Source organism: Pseudomonas sp. (genome assembly GCF_050739655.1).
GTDB lineage: Bacteria > Pseudomonadota > Gammaproteobacteria > Pseudomonadales > Pseudomonadaceae > Aquipseudomonas.
Map to the genome: position 1 here is coordinate 1 of NZ_JBOIBY010000075.1, position 14,235 is coordinate 14,235.

General features: G+C 57.5%; 14 protein-coding genes. 8 read left to right on the forward strand and 6 right to left on the reverse strand.

What is annotated here, in order from left to right; translation table 11 throughout:
• The first annotated feature begins 457 nt into the window (after window positions 1-457).
• The 3 genes from ACRESJ_RS04165 (at window position 458) to ACRESJ_RS04175 (ending at window position 3,153) form a co-directional block, all read left to right on the forward strand.
• Window positions 458-1,897 carry a cytochrome ubiquinol oxidase subunit I gene (locus ACRESJ_RS04165; protein WP_008432808.1) on the forward strand — a complete coding sequence of 480 codons (1,440 nt, stop codon included), beginning with the start codon at window positions 458-460 and terminating at the stop codon, window positions 1,895-1,897.
• Between the two features lie 3 nt (window positions 1,898-1,900).
• A complete protein-coding gene (cydB, locus tag ACRESJ_RS04170; RefSeq protein ID WP_431756779.1) occupies window positions 1,901-2,908 on the forward strand; it encodes a cytochrome d ubiquinol oxidase subunit II in 1,008 nt (335 codons plus the stop codon).
• A 77-nt stretch (window positions 2,909-2,985) separates the two neighbouring features.
• A complete protein-coding gene (locus ACRESJ_RS04175; protein ID WP_431756780.1) occupies window positions 2,986-3,153 on the forward strand; it encodes a DUF2474 domain-containing protein in 168 nt (55 codons plus the stop codon).
• A 132-nt stretch (window positions 3,154-3,285) separates the two neighbouring features.
• Here ACRESJ_RS04175 and ACRESJ_RS04180 read toward each other — a convergent pair whose 3' ends face one another.
• Complete coding sequence (locus ACRESJ_RS04180; protein WP_431756781.1) at window positions 3,286-4,410, reverse strand: methyltransferase; 1,125 nt, start codon at window positions 4,408-4,410, stop codon at window positions 3,286-3,288.
• A gap of 161 nt (window positions 4,411-4,571) precedes the next feature.
• Window positions 4,572-5,288, reverse strand: a complete 717-nt coding sequence (locus tag ACRESJ_RS04185; RefSeq protein ID WP_431756782.1) for a helix-turn-helix transcriptional regulator — start codon at window positions 5,286-5,288, stop codon at window positions 4,572-4,574.
• A 347-nt stretch (window positions 5,289-5,635) separates the two neighbouring features.
• On the opposite strand from ACRESJ_RS04185, the gene ACRESJ_RS04190 reads away from it, so the two are divergent.
• The gene (locus ACRESJ_RS04190; protein WP_431756783.1) at window positions 5,636-6,412 is read left to right on the forward strand and encodes a ferredoxin--NADP reductase; all 777 of its coding nucleotides are present in this window, start codon (window positions 5,636-5,638) and stop codon (window positions 6,410-6,412) included.
• 46 nt (window positions 6,413-6,458) lie between these two features.
• Here the strand turns inward: ACRESJ_RS04190 and mscL are convergent, their stop codons facing one another.
• Window positions 6,459-6,872 carry a large-conductance mechanosensitive channel protein MscL gene (gene mscL / locus ACRESJ_RS04195; RefSeq protein WP_431756784.1) on the reverse strand — a complete coding sequence of 138 codons (414 nt, stop codon included), beginning with the start codon at window positions 6,870-6,872 and terminating at the stop codon, window positions 6,459-6,461.
• A gap of 679 nt (window positions 6,873-7,551) precedes the next feature.
• Here mscL and radA point away from each other — a divergent pair.
• Window positions 7,552-8,919 carry a DNA repair protein RadA gene (gene radA, locus ACRESJ_RS04200; RefSeq protein WP_431756785.1) on the forward strand — a complete coding sequence of 456 codons (1,368 nt, stop codon included), beginning with the start codon at window positions 7,552-7,554 and terminating at the stop codon, window positions 8,917-8,919.
• Window positions 8,920-9,026: 107 nt separating this feature from the next.
• On the opposite strand, the gene ACRESJ_RS04205 is transcribed toward radA, so the two are convergent.
• On the reverse strand, window positions 9,027-9,395 hold the full coding sequence (locus ACRESJ_RS04205) for a PilZ domain-containing protein (RefSeq protein WP_431756786.1): 369 nt from the start codon (window positions 9,393-9,395) through the stop codon (window positions 9,027-9,029).
• A gap of 157 nt (window positions 9,396-9,552) precedes the next feature.
• Here ACRESJ_RS04205 and ACRESJ_RS04210 point away from each other — a divergent pair, with 157 nt between their 5' ends.
• The 3 genes from ACRESJ_RS04210 (at window position 9,553) to yjiA (ending at window position 12,967) form a co-directional block, all read left to right on the forward strand.
• The gene (locus ACRESJ_RS04210; protein WP_431756787.1) at window positions 9,553-11,619 is read left to right on the forward strand and encodes a carbon starvation CstA family protein; all 2,067 of its coding nucleotides are present in this window, start codon (window positions 9,553-9,555) and stop codon (window positions 11,617-11,619) included.
• Between the two features lie 15 nt (window positions 11,620-11,634).
• Window positions 11,635-11,832, forward strand: a complete 198-nt coding sequence (locus ACRESJ_RS04215; protein WP_007895266.1) for a YbdD/YjiX family protein — start codon at window positions 11,635-11,637, stop codon at window positions 11,830-11,832.
• A 163-nt stretch (window positions 11,833-11,995) separates the two neighbouring features.
• Window positions 11,996-12,967, forward strand: a complete 972-nt coding sequence (gene yjiA / locus ACRESJ_RS04220) for a GTPase (RefSeq protein WP_431756788.1) — start codon at window positions 11,996-11,998, stop codon at window positions 12,965-12,967.
• A gap of 104 nt (window positions 12,968-13,071) precedes the next feature.
• Here yjiA and ACRESJ_RS04225 read toward each other — a convergent pair whose 3' ends face one another.
• Together ACRESJ_RS04225 and ACRESJ_RS04230 are read right to left on the reverse strand one after the other, a co-directional pair.
• Complete coding sequence (locus tag ACRESJ_RS04225; RefSeq protein WP_431756789.1) at window positions 13,072-13,755, reverse strand: GntR family transcriptional regulator; 684 nt, start codon at window positions 13,753-13,755, stop codon at window positions 13,072-13,074.
• A gap of 24 nt (window positions 13,756-13,779) precedes the next feature.
• A partial coding sequence (locus tag ACRESJ_RS04230; protein WP_431756790.1) for a FadR/GntR family transcriptional regulator occupies window positions 13,780-14,235 on the reverse strand: 456 nt, incomplete at its 5' end.

Genomic DNA, 14,235 nt, shown 5'->3' on the forward strand with positions numbered 1-14,235 from the left:
GGCCCATGACGGCGGCCCACGGTCCAAAGCCGGAGTGAGGGCACACCGAGCCTAGGCGAGGTGCCGAGTGGTGGGGCAAGAGCGTTTTGCTTACTTTTGCGCTGTTCAAAAGTGAGCCGCTGTAAGATCGGAACCAATACCAGCCATCACCCAAATAACGGATATACACCCAAAACACGCCCAATCTCACCAAAGACAACACCCAGTGACCACTGAGGCAACCTGTCACGCGGCAAAAGACCACGCCTTGCTCTCGCGAAAATGGGACTACTCTTTCAGCAATGCTTGATCCAGATCAAAACCTTCGCCGGGATTGCTCTGGCGGCCGCAAGGCCAGAATCCCTGCGTGGTTGGTTATAAAAAGAAACGAATTTGAATTCGCCACACTCCATATCCGTGGGGGCAGTGGGTGCAGGCCTCCAGCCAGCATTCGGTATTACCTGACAGAGGAAGACTTATGTTCGGTTTGGAGGCGCTAGATCTCGCCCGAATTCAATTCGCGTTCACCATCTCATTCCATATCCTGTTCCCGGCCATCACCATCGGCCTGGCCAGTTACCTTGCGGTGCTGGAAGGCCTGTGGCTCAAGACCCACAACGACACCTACCGTGACCTCTACCATTTCTGGTCGAAGATCTTTGCCGTCAACTTCGGCATGGGCGTGGTCTCCGGTCTGGTCATGGCCTATCAGTTCGGCACCAACTGGAGCCGCTTCTCGGACTTCGCCGGTGCCGTCACCGGGCCGTTGCTGACTTATGAGGTGCTCACGGCGTTCTTCCTCGAAGCCGGCTTCCTTGGGGTCATGCTGTTCGGCTGGAACAAGGTCGGGCGCAAGCTGCACTTCTTTGCCACGGTGATGGTGGCCGTCGGCACGCTGATCTCGACTTTCTGGATTCTTGCCTCCAACAGCTGGATGCAGACGCCACAGGGCTTTGAAATCATTGATGGCCGGGTGATTCCAACCGACTGGCTGGCCGTGATCTTCAACCCGTCGTTCCCCTACCGCCTGATGCACATGGCCACGGCCGCGTTCGTCGCTACCGCGTTCTTCGTCGGCTCCTCGGCGGCCTGGCACTTGCTGCGCGGCAAGGACAACCCGGCGATCCGCACCATGCTGTCGATGGCAATGTGGATGGCGCTGATCGTTGCGCCGATCCAGGCGGTCATCGGTGACTTTCACGGCCTGAATACCCTCAAGCATCAACCGGCGAAGATCGCCGCGATTGAAGGCCACTGGGAAAATATCGGCAACGAGCCCACGCCGCTGATCCTGTTCGGCTGGCCGGACATGAAGGCTGAAAAAACCAAGTTCGCGGTGGAAATCCCATACCTGGGCAGCCTGATCCTGACCCACTCCCTGGACAAGCAGGTGCCGGCCCTCAAGGAGTTCCCGCCTGAGGATCGTCCGAATTCGACCATCGTGTTCTGGTCGTTCCGGGTCATGGTGGGCCTGGGCTTCCTGATGATCTTCACCGGCCTGTTCAGCCTCTGGCTGCGCCGTGGCGACAAGATGTACACGTCCAAGCCGTTCCTGTACCTGGCGCTGTGGATGGGCCCGTCCGGCCTGATCGCGATTCTCGCCGGCTGGTTCACCACCGAGATCGGCCGACAGCCGTGGGTGGTCTACGGGCTGATGCGCACGGCGGACGCCTCGTCCAACCACAGTTTTGCGCAGATGAGCATTACGTTGGTGTTGTTTGTGGTGGTGTACTTCGCGCTGTTCGGCGCGGGCCTGGGCTACATGATGCGCCTGGTGCGCAAAGGGCCTGTGACCCACGAAAGCACCGAGCCCACCCACGGTGGCCCTGGGCAGAAACGCACACCGGCGCGTCCGTTGTCGGCGGCTGATGACAGTGCCGATGCCGATCACGGCGACACCTTGAACAAGGGGAACTGAGCCATGGGTATTGATCTTCCGCTGATCTGGGCCGTGATCATCAGCTTCGGCATCATGATGTACGTGGTCATGGACGGCTTCGACCTCGGCATCGGTATTCTCTTTCCGTTCATTCCCGGCAAGACCGATCGTGACGTGATGATGAACACGGTTGCCCCGGTTTGGGACGGCAATGAAACCTGGCTTGTCCTGGGCGGCGCAGCCTTGTTCGGCGCCTTCCCCCTGGCCTATTCGGTGGTGCTCTCGGCGTTGTATCTACCGCTGATTTTCATGCTGATCGGGCTGATCTTTCGTGGCGTGGCGTTTGAATTTCGCTTCAAGGCCAGGGACGACAAACGTCATCTATGGGACAAGGCATTCATCGGCGGTTCAATTGCCGCAACCTTCTTCCAGGGCGTGGCATTGGGGGCCTTCATCGACGGCTTGCCGGTGGTCGATCGTCAGTTTGCCGGTGGTTCACTGGACTGGCTGACACCGTTCACCCTGTTCTGTGGTGCGGCATTGGTGGTGGCGTATGCGTTGCTCGGCTGCACCTGGCTGATCATGAAAACCGAAGGCAAGTTGCAGGAACAGATGCATGACCTGGCACGGCCATTGGCGTTCGTGTTGTTGGCGGTGATCGGCATCGTCAGTATCTGGACCCCGCTGGCCCATGCCGAAATCGCAGCACGCTGGTTCACCCTGCCGAACCTCTTCTGGTTCTTGCCCGTGCCGATTCTGGTGGTGGTGACGCTGTACGGTCTGATCCGCGCGGTGGCGCGCAATGCGCATTACACGCCATTTTTGCTGACGCTGGTGCTGATCTTCTTGGGTTACAGCGGTCTGGGGATCAGTCTTTGGCCGAACATCGTACCGCCGTCGATCTCGATCTGGGACGCCGCCGCGCCGCCACAAAGCCAGGGTTTCATGCTGGTGGGCACGCTGTTCATCATCCCGTTCATCCTGGGCTACACCTTCTGGAGCTACTACGTGTTCCGCGGCAAGGTCACCCACGAAGACGGTTACCACTAGTCCCGCACCTGTTGGAGCGAGCCTGCTTACGATGGCGTCGTTACAGACGCCATCGCACGCTACTGGAGAAATGAGTCATGCCCGGCAAACATTCCCTGCACGACATTGAAGAAGCCGAAAAAAAACCGCTGTGGCAGCGGCTTGGCTGGTTGGCCCTGATCTGGGTCGGCAGTGTCGGTGCGCTGTTCATCGTCGCCAGCCTGATGCGGATGTTCATGAACGCCGCCGGTCTGAGCACACACTGAGCGAGCTGGTGCACCCATTTCCACTGTAGGAGCTGTCGAGTGCAACGAGGCTGCGATCTTTTGTTTTTTGAACAGCAAGATCAAAAGATCGCAGCCTTCGGCAGCTCCTACAGTGGACCTTAGGCCTAAGGATTATTTGCGGGCCTTGAGGATCACGAACTTCGGCGTGGCCGCCACTTGCTCGACACCGCGAAACAACCGCGCCAGTTTGCTGTGATAGCCCAGGTGGCGGTTGCCGACGATATACAACGCACCGCCCACCACCAGCGCTTCCCTGGCTTGCTGGAACATCCGCCAGGCGAGGAAGTCGCCGACTACCTGTTGTTGATGGAACGGTGGATTACACAGCACCACGTCCAGCGACTGAGGTTCCTGCCCGGCCAAGCCGTCGCCGGCGCGCACGATCACGTCCCTCTCACCCAGCGCAGCGTGCCAGTTCTCGGCGGCAGATTGCACCGCCATGAACGATTCATCGACCAGCGTGTAATGGGCATCAGGGTTTTGCAGCGCACTGGCGATCGCGAGCACGCCATTACCGCAACCGAGATCTGCCACCCGCGCCGTGCCAAGGTTTCTGGGTAAGTGCGGCAGAAATGCCCGAGTGCCGATGTCCAGGCCTTCGCGACAGAAAACGTTGGCGTGGTTAAGCAATTCGATCGCAGGTTCGTCAAGTCGATAGCGCGTCGGGTAGGGGGACGCGACCGCTGCCTTGACTTCAGCCGTAGCGGTCAACAGCCGGGCCTTTTTCACCGCCAACGAAGCCTGTACCGGGCCGATATAGCGCTCCAGCAAGTCGCCTGCTGCTCGCGGCAAATGTTTGATCATTGCGCCGGCAACCACTTGGGCGCCCGGTGCCAGCTGGCCTTGCAGGCGGATCAATTGCTCTTCCAGCAGTGCCAATGTCTTCGGTACCCGAATCAACACGCGGTCAAAGGGGCCTGTGACCGTTTCACTGGCCGGCACGTGCGGCACTGCATCAAACGCCTGGCCATTACGTGCCAGGTTCTTTTCCAGCCCCTGAAAGGCCAGGAACGAATCGCCACTGCTGGTCACGTTGACTTTGCCCGCCAGACTGGCAGCCAAAGCGCCAAAACTGTCATTGAGCACCAGCACTCGCGAATCGATCGAGGGCTGTTGCTCGGCCAGATGATTGAGCAGGTATTCGTCTGCCGCATCGAAAGCTTGCAGCGGTTCATTCTGCTGTTCTGGCTGGCGGATCAGGTCGAGGCTGGCGAAAGGCGTTTCGAGCAAAGGCATGGGGCGGGGCTCTGGGTAATCAACGGGTATTCTGCGCCCAAAGGCAATGCGGCGGGCTGGACCGTCCGAGTGAACTGCGTCGTGAGAATTTCACACGTCATCACTCAGGAGGGACCGCGAATGTTACGTTTTTTTTGGGCGGATTACTTGCAGGTTTCGCTTCAGCGCATCGCTTTGCTGTTGAAGTAGCCTGCCTTGGCGGCGGCGATGACGGCCGAAACCTTGTTGTTGACCTCAAGCTTTCGGATGGCTTCCTGCACATGGAAGTTGATGGTGCGAGCGCTTAGATTGAGGATTCTGGCGCTTTCATAGGCTGTCTTGCCATCCGCGGCCAGCTTTAACACGTCGACTTCTCGTGGAGTCAGATTCTGCGTTGTCGCCTTTTTAGCGGCTTTAGGCATCGTCTGTGCGATCAATTTGTGCAGGTGATGCCCGATAAATGTAGAGAAGCCGAGGTTTTCATACAGCTCCCACGCGCTGACAGCGCAATGGCTTCTGGCCAGGCTCAGGATGCTGCACAGCCCAGTCTCTTCGTCATGGACCGCTTGCGACCAGCCATGCTGCAGTCCTTGTTGTTCCAGCGCATCCCATAGCCAGGGTGTTTTGCTGAAGAGTTCTTCGCTCCATAGAATCGGAAGCATCGAACGATTGCAATGCGCCACTATTGGGTCGACTACGCTAAATTCGTTTTCTTCGTATTGGGTATTCCAGTCTTGGGGGTAGTTATTGAAGTGCATTCTGTGAGCAGGGCAACTTGTTGAAAACGCGAAAAATTTGAATCCGATATTTTTCGCAAAGCTCAGTGAGAGGCGATAGGCGCTCTCGCTATCCGTAGTGCCGGATAATTGAATGAGTTGTAGCTCCTTCCAGCGTTCCATTCGTCCGCTCCATTTACATAATTAGCGTTTGGGGCGCCCCTTGGATCCAAAGAGATCGGTGCGAGACTGGAGTGTAGGATAATTCCTATGTTTGGATAAGAATTTTTTATGGTGTAAGGCAATTTTAAACATGCAGTTGGTTTTAAAACTTTGCCAGTTTGGAAGGGTTTTTATATGTTGGCATTAATATCATTGGTCTTCTGCAATTAACCATGTGGTTAGTGGTGGCTAATGAAATCGCAACCCCGATAAGAATAAGAGTACGTGCTTAATAGCACTACAAATCACCGGTGTTTCTGCTGCTCGCTTTGCGAGACACTGAGGCTGTCTGTTGAATGGAGAGGCTTATGAATGCCAGTGAAGAGAAATTTACTCGCCAATCCCTGCTCGACGTCCAGCCGCTGACCCCGAACCTGTTTACCCTGCGGGCTACAAGGGATCCCGGGTTTCGTTTTCGGTCAGGTCAATTCGCTCGATTGGGTGTGACAAAGGCCGATGGCAGTACGGTTTGGCGTGCCTACTCCATGGTTTCGTCGCCCTTTGACGAGTTTCTCGAGTTCTTTTCCATTGTGGTTCCTGGAGGCGAGTTCACCAGCGAGCTGAGTCGACTCGGCGTAGGCGACACGTTGCTGGTCGACCGCCAGGCCTTTGGTTACCTGACGCTAGACCGCTTTGTCGACGGGCGCGATCTGTGGTTGCTCTCCACCGGTACCGGTATCGCGCCGTTTCTGTCGATCCTGCAGGACTTCGAAGTGTGGGAGAAATTCGAGCGAATCATCCTGGTTTACAGCGTGCGCGAATCCCGTGAGCTGGCGTATCAGGAACTGATTGCTGGCCTGGCGCAGCGCGACTATCTGGCGGAGTACGCGCACAAGTTGCAGCTCATCAATACGGTAACTCGCGAGCAGCACCCGGGCGCCCTGAACGGGCGGATCACCTCGCTGATTGAAAGTGGCGAACTGGAGCGCACCGCCGGCGTGGCACTGACGCCCGAACATTCGCGGGTCATGCTCTGTGGTAACCCGCAAATGATCGATGACACGCGCAAGCTGCTCAAACAACGTGACATGCATTTGAGCCTCAGTCGGCGGCCCGGTCAGGTGGCGGTGGAGAACTTCTGGTAAAAAAAAACGGCGCCTCAAGGGCGCCGTTTTGTTGCGTTCAGAGCATTCAAGGCTGTCTGTTCTGGGCCTTCAGCAAATCGCGAATCTCCCCGAGCAATTCTTCTTCCTTGGTCGGAACCGGCGGCAGAGTAGGGGCCACGGCTTCTTCGCGCTTGAGGCGGTTGATGGCCTTGACGCCCATGAAAATAGCAAAGGCGACGATAACGAAGTCGATCAGCGTCTGGATGAATTTGCCGTACGCCAACACCACCGCCGGGGCGTCGCCTTGAGCGGCCTTGAGCGTAATGGCCAGGTCACTGAAGTCCACCCCGCCGATCAGCAGCCCGATAGGGGGCATGATCACATCGCCTACAAACGACGTCACAATCTTGCCGAAAGCGGCGCCGATGATGATACCGACGGCCATGTCGATCACATTGCCTTTGACCGCGAAGGCCTTGAACTCGTTAAGCACGCCCATAGGTTATTTCCTTGTTACAGATGAGGTTGGTGAACGCAGTGTAAATCAGCCAAGTGCTTCCTGCCCGAAACAACTGCTTACGGCGCTTGCTTGCAATCGACCGGACGCGGGCTGGAAAGTTTACCGGTCGAGCGTGCAATTGGCAGGGTTGATCCCTCTGGTCAGGTTTTTCGAGGTCCTTGCGTCGGGGAATTCACGTCTTGTGAATAGGGTTCTTCAGGGTGATCAAATCTTTGTGACGGCGTAATTTAAAGCGCCGGGCGATTGTTATTAAGTTGAGTGGAGTTTCCTGATACTCACAGTAGAGTAAAAAAACTAAATGTTCAGTTGGCGATTTGATGACGCAACATTTTTTTGGGATTGCTTGTACGTTCATATTTAAGAGTGTCAAATCTTGTACAGGTTTTATTGTCGTTTTTTGGATCTGATGGAATTCTGTGCGGGAATACTTGTACAAGTTGTCCTTGCATTTAATGTGGGTAATTCATTTCAAAAAGCGAGATGCGAACATATTCAATCTACAAAGTATCAGGTCATGTTCAAGCCGGTTAATGTTGGTAGTGGTGGAGTGTCATCAACAATAAGCGTAATCATGCTGGTTTCTCTGGAACCACTGACGACAGCATTGAGCTGAACTCTGTTACCTGAGCTATCATCGCGATTTTTGCCGGGAGTTCAGATGGCCAAGGCCAAGCGCATGTATGGCTGCACCGAGTGTGGCTCAACCTTCCCTAAGTGGGCCGGCCAGTGCGGTGAATGCGGTGCCTGGAACACGCTGACTGAAACCATGGTGGAAAGCGGCGGGGCCGCGGCGCCCAGCGGACGCACTGGTTGGGCAGGCCAGCAGGCACAGATCAAGACCCTGGCCGAAGTCAGCGTCGAAGAGATCCCGCGCTTCTCCACGGTCTCCAGCGAGCTGGATCGGGTATTGGGCGGTGGCCTGGTTGACGGTTCGGTCGTGCTGATCGGCGGTGACCCCGGCATCGGCAAGTCGACCATCCTGTTGCAAACCTTGTGCAACCTCGCCAAAAGCATGCCGGCGTTGTACGTCACCGGCGAAGAGTCCCAGCAACAAGTCGCCATGCGCGCCCGTCGCCTGGGCTTACCGCAGGATCAACTGCGGGTCATGACCGAAACCTGCATCGAAACCATCATCGCCACGGCCCGCGTGGAAAAGCCCAAGGTGATGGTGATCGACTCGATTCAGACGATCTTTACCGAGCAGTTGCAATCTGCGCCGGGCGGCGTGTCCCAAGTGCGTGAAAGCGCGGCTTTGCTGGTGCGTTACGCCAAACAGAGCGGCACGGCGATTTTCCTGGTCGGTCACGTCACCAAAGAAGGTGCACTGGCGGGCCCGCGTGTACTGGAGCATATGGTCGATACGGTTCTGTACTTCGAAGGCGAATCCGATGGCCGTCTGCGCTTGCTGCGGGCGGTTAAAAACCGTTTTGGTGCGGTCAACGAACTGGGTGTGTTCGGCATGACTGACAAGGGCTTGAAAGAAGTCTCCAATCCATCGGCGATTTTTCTCACGCGCGCGCAGGAAGAAGTTCCAGGTAGCGTGGTCATGGCAACGTGGGAAGGTACCCGGCCGATGCTGGTGGAAGTCCAGGCGCTGGTGGATGACAGCCACTTGGCCAATCCGCGGCGGGTGACATTGGGGCTCGATCAGAATCGTCTGGCGATGTTGCTGGCGGTGCTGCACCGGCACGGCGGTATTCCGACCCACGATCAGGATGTGTTTCTTAACGTGGTCGGCGGTGTGAAGGTGCTGGAAACGGCTTCTGACCTGGCGTTGATGGCGGCAGTGATGTCCAGCTTGCGCAACCGACCGTTGCCCCATGATTTGCTGGTGTTTGGCGAGGTAGGGCTTTCCGGTGAAGTACGACCAGTGCCGAGCGGTCAGGAGCGCTTGAAAGAAGCCGCCAAGCACGGCTTCAAGCGGGCTATCGTACCCAAGGGCAATGCACCGAAAGAGGCGCCCCAGGGATTGCAGATCATCGCCGTCACCCGTCTTGAACAGGCGCTGGACTCGTTATTCGAATAGATACCGCCGGTGTAGGAGCTGTCGAGTGCAACGAGGCTGCGATCTTTTGACCTTAAAAATCAAAGTCAAAAGATCGCAGCCTTCGGCAGCTCCTACACGTGGGACATTCAAATTTCGATCAGGGCACCCAACTCCCGCCCAAGCTCCCGCTGGTCCCCCAGGTTGAGCTCAATCAACCGCCGCAGGCGTTCGATAGATTCCAGGCTGATATGGTGGCAGACAAACCCCAGCTGACCATCGTCTTCGTGGGTCAACTGCACGTTCATTTCGATGTCGACGTCCTCACTCAGATGAACATCGACGAAAAAATCCTGCTGCGGATCGCCCTGCCAAGGATCAGGTCGCTCGATCAGCAAGCCCTTGAGCGACAGGTCGATCAGCTTGACCGGCCAGATGAATTCCCCCTGGCTCAGTTCGGTTCTGGCATCGAACGCAATACGTTTGAAGCGGCGGCGATCTGCAGGGTGTTCGCTCATGGCGCAATCCTCTGAATGTTCGCTGACTATAGACCCGCATCGTTTAAACCCGCCAGCCAGGGCGCGGCTCTAGACCAATGTCGGGTATGTTCTTTGGCGTCAGGAGAGCTAAACTCGGGGTGGCTGTCCTTCTGTCCACTCTGGCTGGAATAATAAAATGAAAAATAATAATAGCCCGCTACGCCATTTGCCCTGGCTGGTGCTGGCAATCGTTGGGGCGTGCGCACTGGGCGTGGTGGCATTGCGCCGAGGTGAGGCAATCAATGCCTTGTGGATTGTGGTCGCTGCCGTGGCCATTTATCTGGTTGCGTATCGCTACTACAGTCGGTTCATCGCTAACAATGTGATGCAACTCGATCCGCGACGGGCCACCCCCGCCGTGCTCAACAATGACGGTCTGGACTACGTTCCAACCAACAAACACATCCTTTTCGGCCACCACTTCGCGGCTATCGCCGGCGCAGGTCCGCTGGTGGGGCCGGTTCTGGCGGCGCAGATGGGCTACCTGCCCGGAACTGTGTGGCTGATTGCCGGCGTCGTGCTGGCCGGTGCCGTTCAGGACTTCATGGTCCTGTTCATGTCCACCCGCCGCAACGGCCGCTCTCTGGGTGACATGGTTCGTGAAGAAATGGGCCGTATTCCCGGCAGCATTGCGCTGTTCGGCTGCTTCCTGATCATGATCATCATCCTCGCGGTGCTGGCGCTCATTGTCGTGAAAGCCTTGGCCGAGAGCCCTTGGGGCATTTTCACGGTGATGGCGACCATCCCGATCGCGATGTTCATGGGCATCTACATGCGCTACATCCGTCCGGGGCGCATCGGTGAAATCTCGGTGATCGGCGTGCTGCTGCTGCTTGCTTCGATCTGGCTCGGTGGGCAGATTGCTGCTGATCCGGTGTGGGCCAAGGCCTTTAGCTTCACCGGTATCCAGATCACCTGGATGCTGATCGGCTATGGCTTTGTGGCAGCAGTGTTGCCGGTGTGGCTGATCCTGGCGCCACGTGACTATCTGTCGACCTTCCTCAAGATCGGCACCATCGTCGCCCTGGCGATCGGCATCCTGGTGACCATGCCTGAGCTGAAAATGCCGGCGCTGACCCAGTTCACCGATGGCACCGGCCCGGTCTGGAAGGGCGGTCTGTTCCCGTTCCTGTTCATCACCATTGCCTGTGGCGCGGTATCGGGTTTCCACGCACTGATTTCCTCCGGCACTACGCCGAAGCTGCTGGATAACGAAACCAACGCCCGTTACATCGGTTACGGCGGCATGCTCATGGAGTCCTTCGTGGCGATCATGGCCATGGTGGCCGCTTCGGTGATCGAGCCTGGCGTGTACTTCGCCATGAACAGCCCGGCGGCAGTAGTCGGCGGTGATGTGGTGGCAGTGGCGACGGCGGTGAGCAACTGGGGCTTTGCAATCACCCCGGAAGCGCTGCAAGCGGTCGCCCATGACATCGGTGAAACCACCATCCTGGCCCGTGCTGGTGGTGCGCCGACCCTGGCGGTCGGTATCGCGCAGATCCTGCACAGTGTGCTGCCAGGTGAGAACACCATGGCGTTCTGGTATCACTTTGCGATCCTGTTCGAAGCGCTGTTCATCCTGACCGCTGTGGACGCCGGTACCCGTGCCGGGCGTTTCATGCTGCAGGACTTGCTCGGTACCTTCGATCCGGCGTTCAAACGTACCGAGTCCTGGACCGCTAACCTGATCGCCACCGCCGGTTGTGTGGCCATGTGGGGCTGGCTGTTGTATCAGGGTGTGATCGACCCGCTGGGCGGTATCAACACCTTGTGGCCGCTGTTCGGTATCTCCAACCAGATGCTGGCGGGTATCGCGCTGATGCTCGGCACCGTGGTGCTGATCAAGATGAAGCGCCAGCGTTATGTCTGGGTGACCATGGTGCCAGCCGTTTGGCTGCTGATCTGTACCACCACTGCAGGCTTCATCAAGCTGTTCGACGCAAACCCGGCGATCGGTTTCCTGTCGCTGGCCAAAAAATACAGCGATGCCCTGGCCAACGGTCAGATCCTCGCCCCGGCGAAGGACGTCACCCAGATGCAGCATGTGATCTTCAACGCCTACACCAACGCAACGCTGACCGCGCTGTTCCTGTTCGTGGTGTTCAGCATCCTGTTCTATGCGCTCAAGGTCGGCATTGCCGCCTGGGGCAGCAAGGAGCGTACGGATAAAGAATCGCCATTCCAGGCATTGCCGGACGCGTAACCGAGGATTTGCACCATGTTCAATGACCTGAGTCGTCTCGGTAAATACCTCGGTCAGGCCGCGCGCCTGATGGTGGGCATGCCTGACTACGACAACTACGTCGAGCATATGCAGACCAAACACCCGGACAAACCGGTGATGAGCTACGAGATGTTCTTCCGCGAACGTCAGGAAGCCCGTTACGGTGGCAAGGGTGGGCCTAAGTGCTGTTGATCCAACAGCCAGGTTGATGCAATACCCTGTGGGAGCGGGCTTGCTCGCGAAAGCGGTGTGTCATTCAGCATTCATGTCGACTGACACGGCCTCTTCGCGAGCAAGCCCGCTCCCACATTTGTTTTGCGTTTGTCTTTAAATTTCACGCGTCAGGAGATCCAGTTTGTCCTCTCCCATTCCGGTCACGATCCTCAGCGGCTTCCTCGGCGCCGGCAAAACCACCTTGCTGCGCCACCTGCTCAAAGCCGAGCACGGCCTGAAGATCGCTGTAATTGAAAACGAATTCAGTGACGCCGGCATCGACACCCAGCTCTTGGGCGACGAGCCGGTGCAAGTGATGACGCTGTCCAACGGCTGCGTTTGCTGCACCATTCACACTGACCTGACCAAAGCCCTGTACTTGCTGCTTGAGCGCCTGGACAGCGGTGACATCGCCTTTGACCGTCTGGTAATCGAATGCACCGGCTTGGCAGATCCGGCGCCGGTGGCGCAAACCTTTTTTATCGACGAGGAATTGCGCGAGCGCTACATCCTCGACGGCATTATCACTCTGGTCGACGCCGCCCATGCGCAGACTCACCTGACCCAGACCATCGCCCAGGCTCAGATCGGTTTCGCCGACCGCCTGTTGGTGAGCAAGCGAGACCTGGTGGACGAGCCGACGTTTACGGCCTTGAGTGAGCGCCTGACCCGTATCAACCGTCGCGCACCCATCCGCGTGGTCGACCACGGCAAGATCGATCTGGCCGAATTGCTTGACGTGCGTGGCTTCAATCTCAATGCCGACCTCGGTGGTGGCGTGAGTTTGCGCCCCGTGAGCCAGGCACCGTCCATCGACCGCATTTCCAGCCTGGTGCTGCGCACCGACAAACCGCTGGATATCGACAAGCTCAGCGAGTTCATGAACGAGCTGCTGGAAGACCATGGCAAACAGCTGCTGCGTTACAAAGGGGTGTTGAACATCCTTGGTGAACCACGCCGCATGGTGTTTCAGGGCGTGCTGAAGCTTTATGGTTTCGACTGGGACACCGAGTGGGCAGAGGATGACGTGCGTGAAAGCGTGATCGTGTTTATCGCCGATGATTTGCCGGAGGAAAAAATCCGCGAAGGTTTTGCGCGGGTGGCCGCGGAGTAAGGCCTGAAGTTTTCAGTGAATGTGAGTACGCCATCGCGAGCAGGCTCGTTCCCACAGGAGCGTTTATTTCAAAAAGTGGGAGTGAGGCTTCACGCGATGGCGACTTAACCGGCAACACGATGTTGAATCGGTTCCGGGTTCAGCAACCTGTCTTCCAGATGATCCAGGTGCCGATTCAGCGCCTCTACGGCTTTCGCACTATCACCGCGTTCCAGTGCGTGCAAAATCTCAAGGTTTGCCTGCCAATCGCAGCAGTCCTGCGTATTTGCATCAATTTGCGCAATCGCCAGCGAAGTCAGTGGTATCAGGCTGCCGAGGAAATGCGCCAACGGTGCATTCCCCGCCATTTGTGCCAACTGCAAATGAAATTCTGCCGATAGGCGAATCGCCTGGCCGCGGCGCGTGCATTGGCGCTCTCTGCGGACCAGGTCATGCAGACCTTGCAAGGCCTGAGCGCAAGGGTGCTGACATGCCAGTCGCACCAGCATGATTTGCGCCAGCCGTCGGGCATGCAGCGTCTGCCGGGTCTGTTCGGTGCAGAGCTCGGCGATGCGAGGGCGATGGTTCACCCGAAGGACGATGATCTGTTGATGGGACAATTGCGTTAACACAGCGCGAACATCACTGCGGCGAGCGCCGAACATTTGCGCCAGGCTTTCTTCGGTAAATCGACTGCCTGCATGGATTCGCTGTTCAAGAATCGCTTCGAAAACCTGCGAATACAGATCATCCGCCGCCAGTGAGAAAGGCAGGGCTGCGAGGGTTTGCGGTGAGGCGAAGCTGTTCATGACCTGTCTCCAGTTTGAAGAGGTTCAACTGCCGAAGTTGTCTTCCGGGATGTTCAACTCGATGCCCATCCGCTGGCCTTCGCGAAGAATGTGCCGACGCATCTCGGCGCTGGCCTGGGCACTGTTCTTGCTGCGGATCGCGCGCACCACTGCTTCGTTTTCTTCCAGGCGCTCAGCCAGGTGTTCCGGGGAGTTGCGCAGCACCTCGGCGCTTTGCTTGAGGGCATTGCTGGTCTGCTGAACCACGCTCTGAAAGATCGGGTTGGATGTCAGCGTGAACAGTTCTTCGTGGAACGCGATGTAGGCATTCACGCCGGCTTCACTGTCGTTGGCTTCCAGGGCTTCACGCATGTCCATCAGGGTCAGGCGCAGTTGCCCGACTTCCTTGCTGCTGATGGACTGCGCCACGAGGCCGACGATGAACGGTTCCAGGGTGTAGCGCAGTTGCAGCACATCTTCGAGGCTGGCGCCGGCCACGGC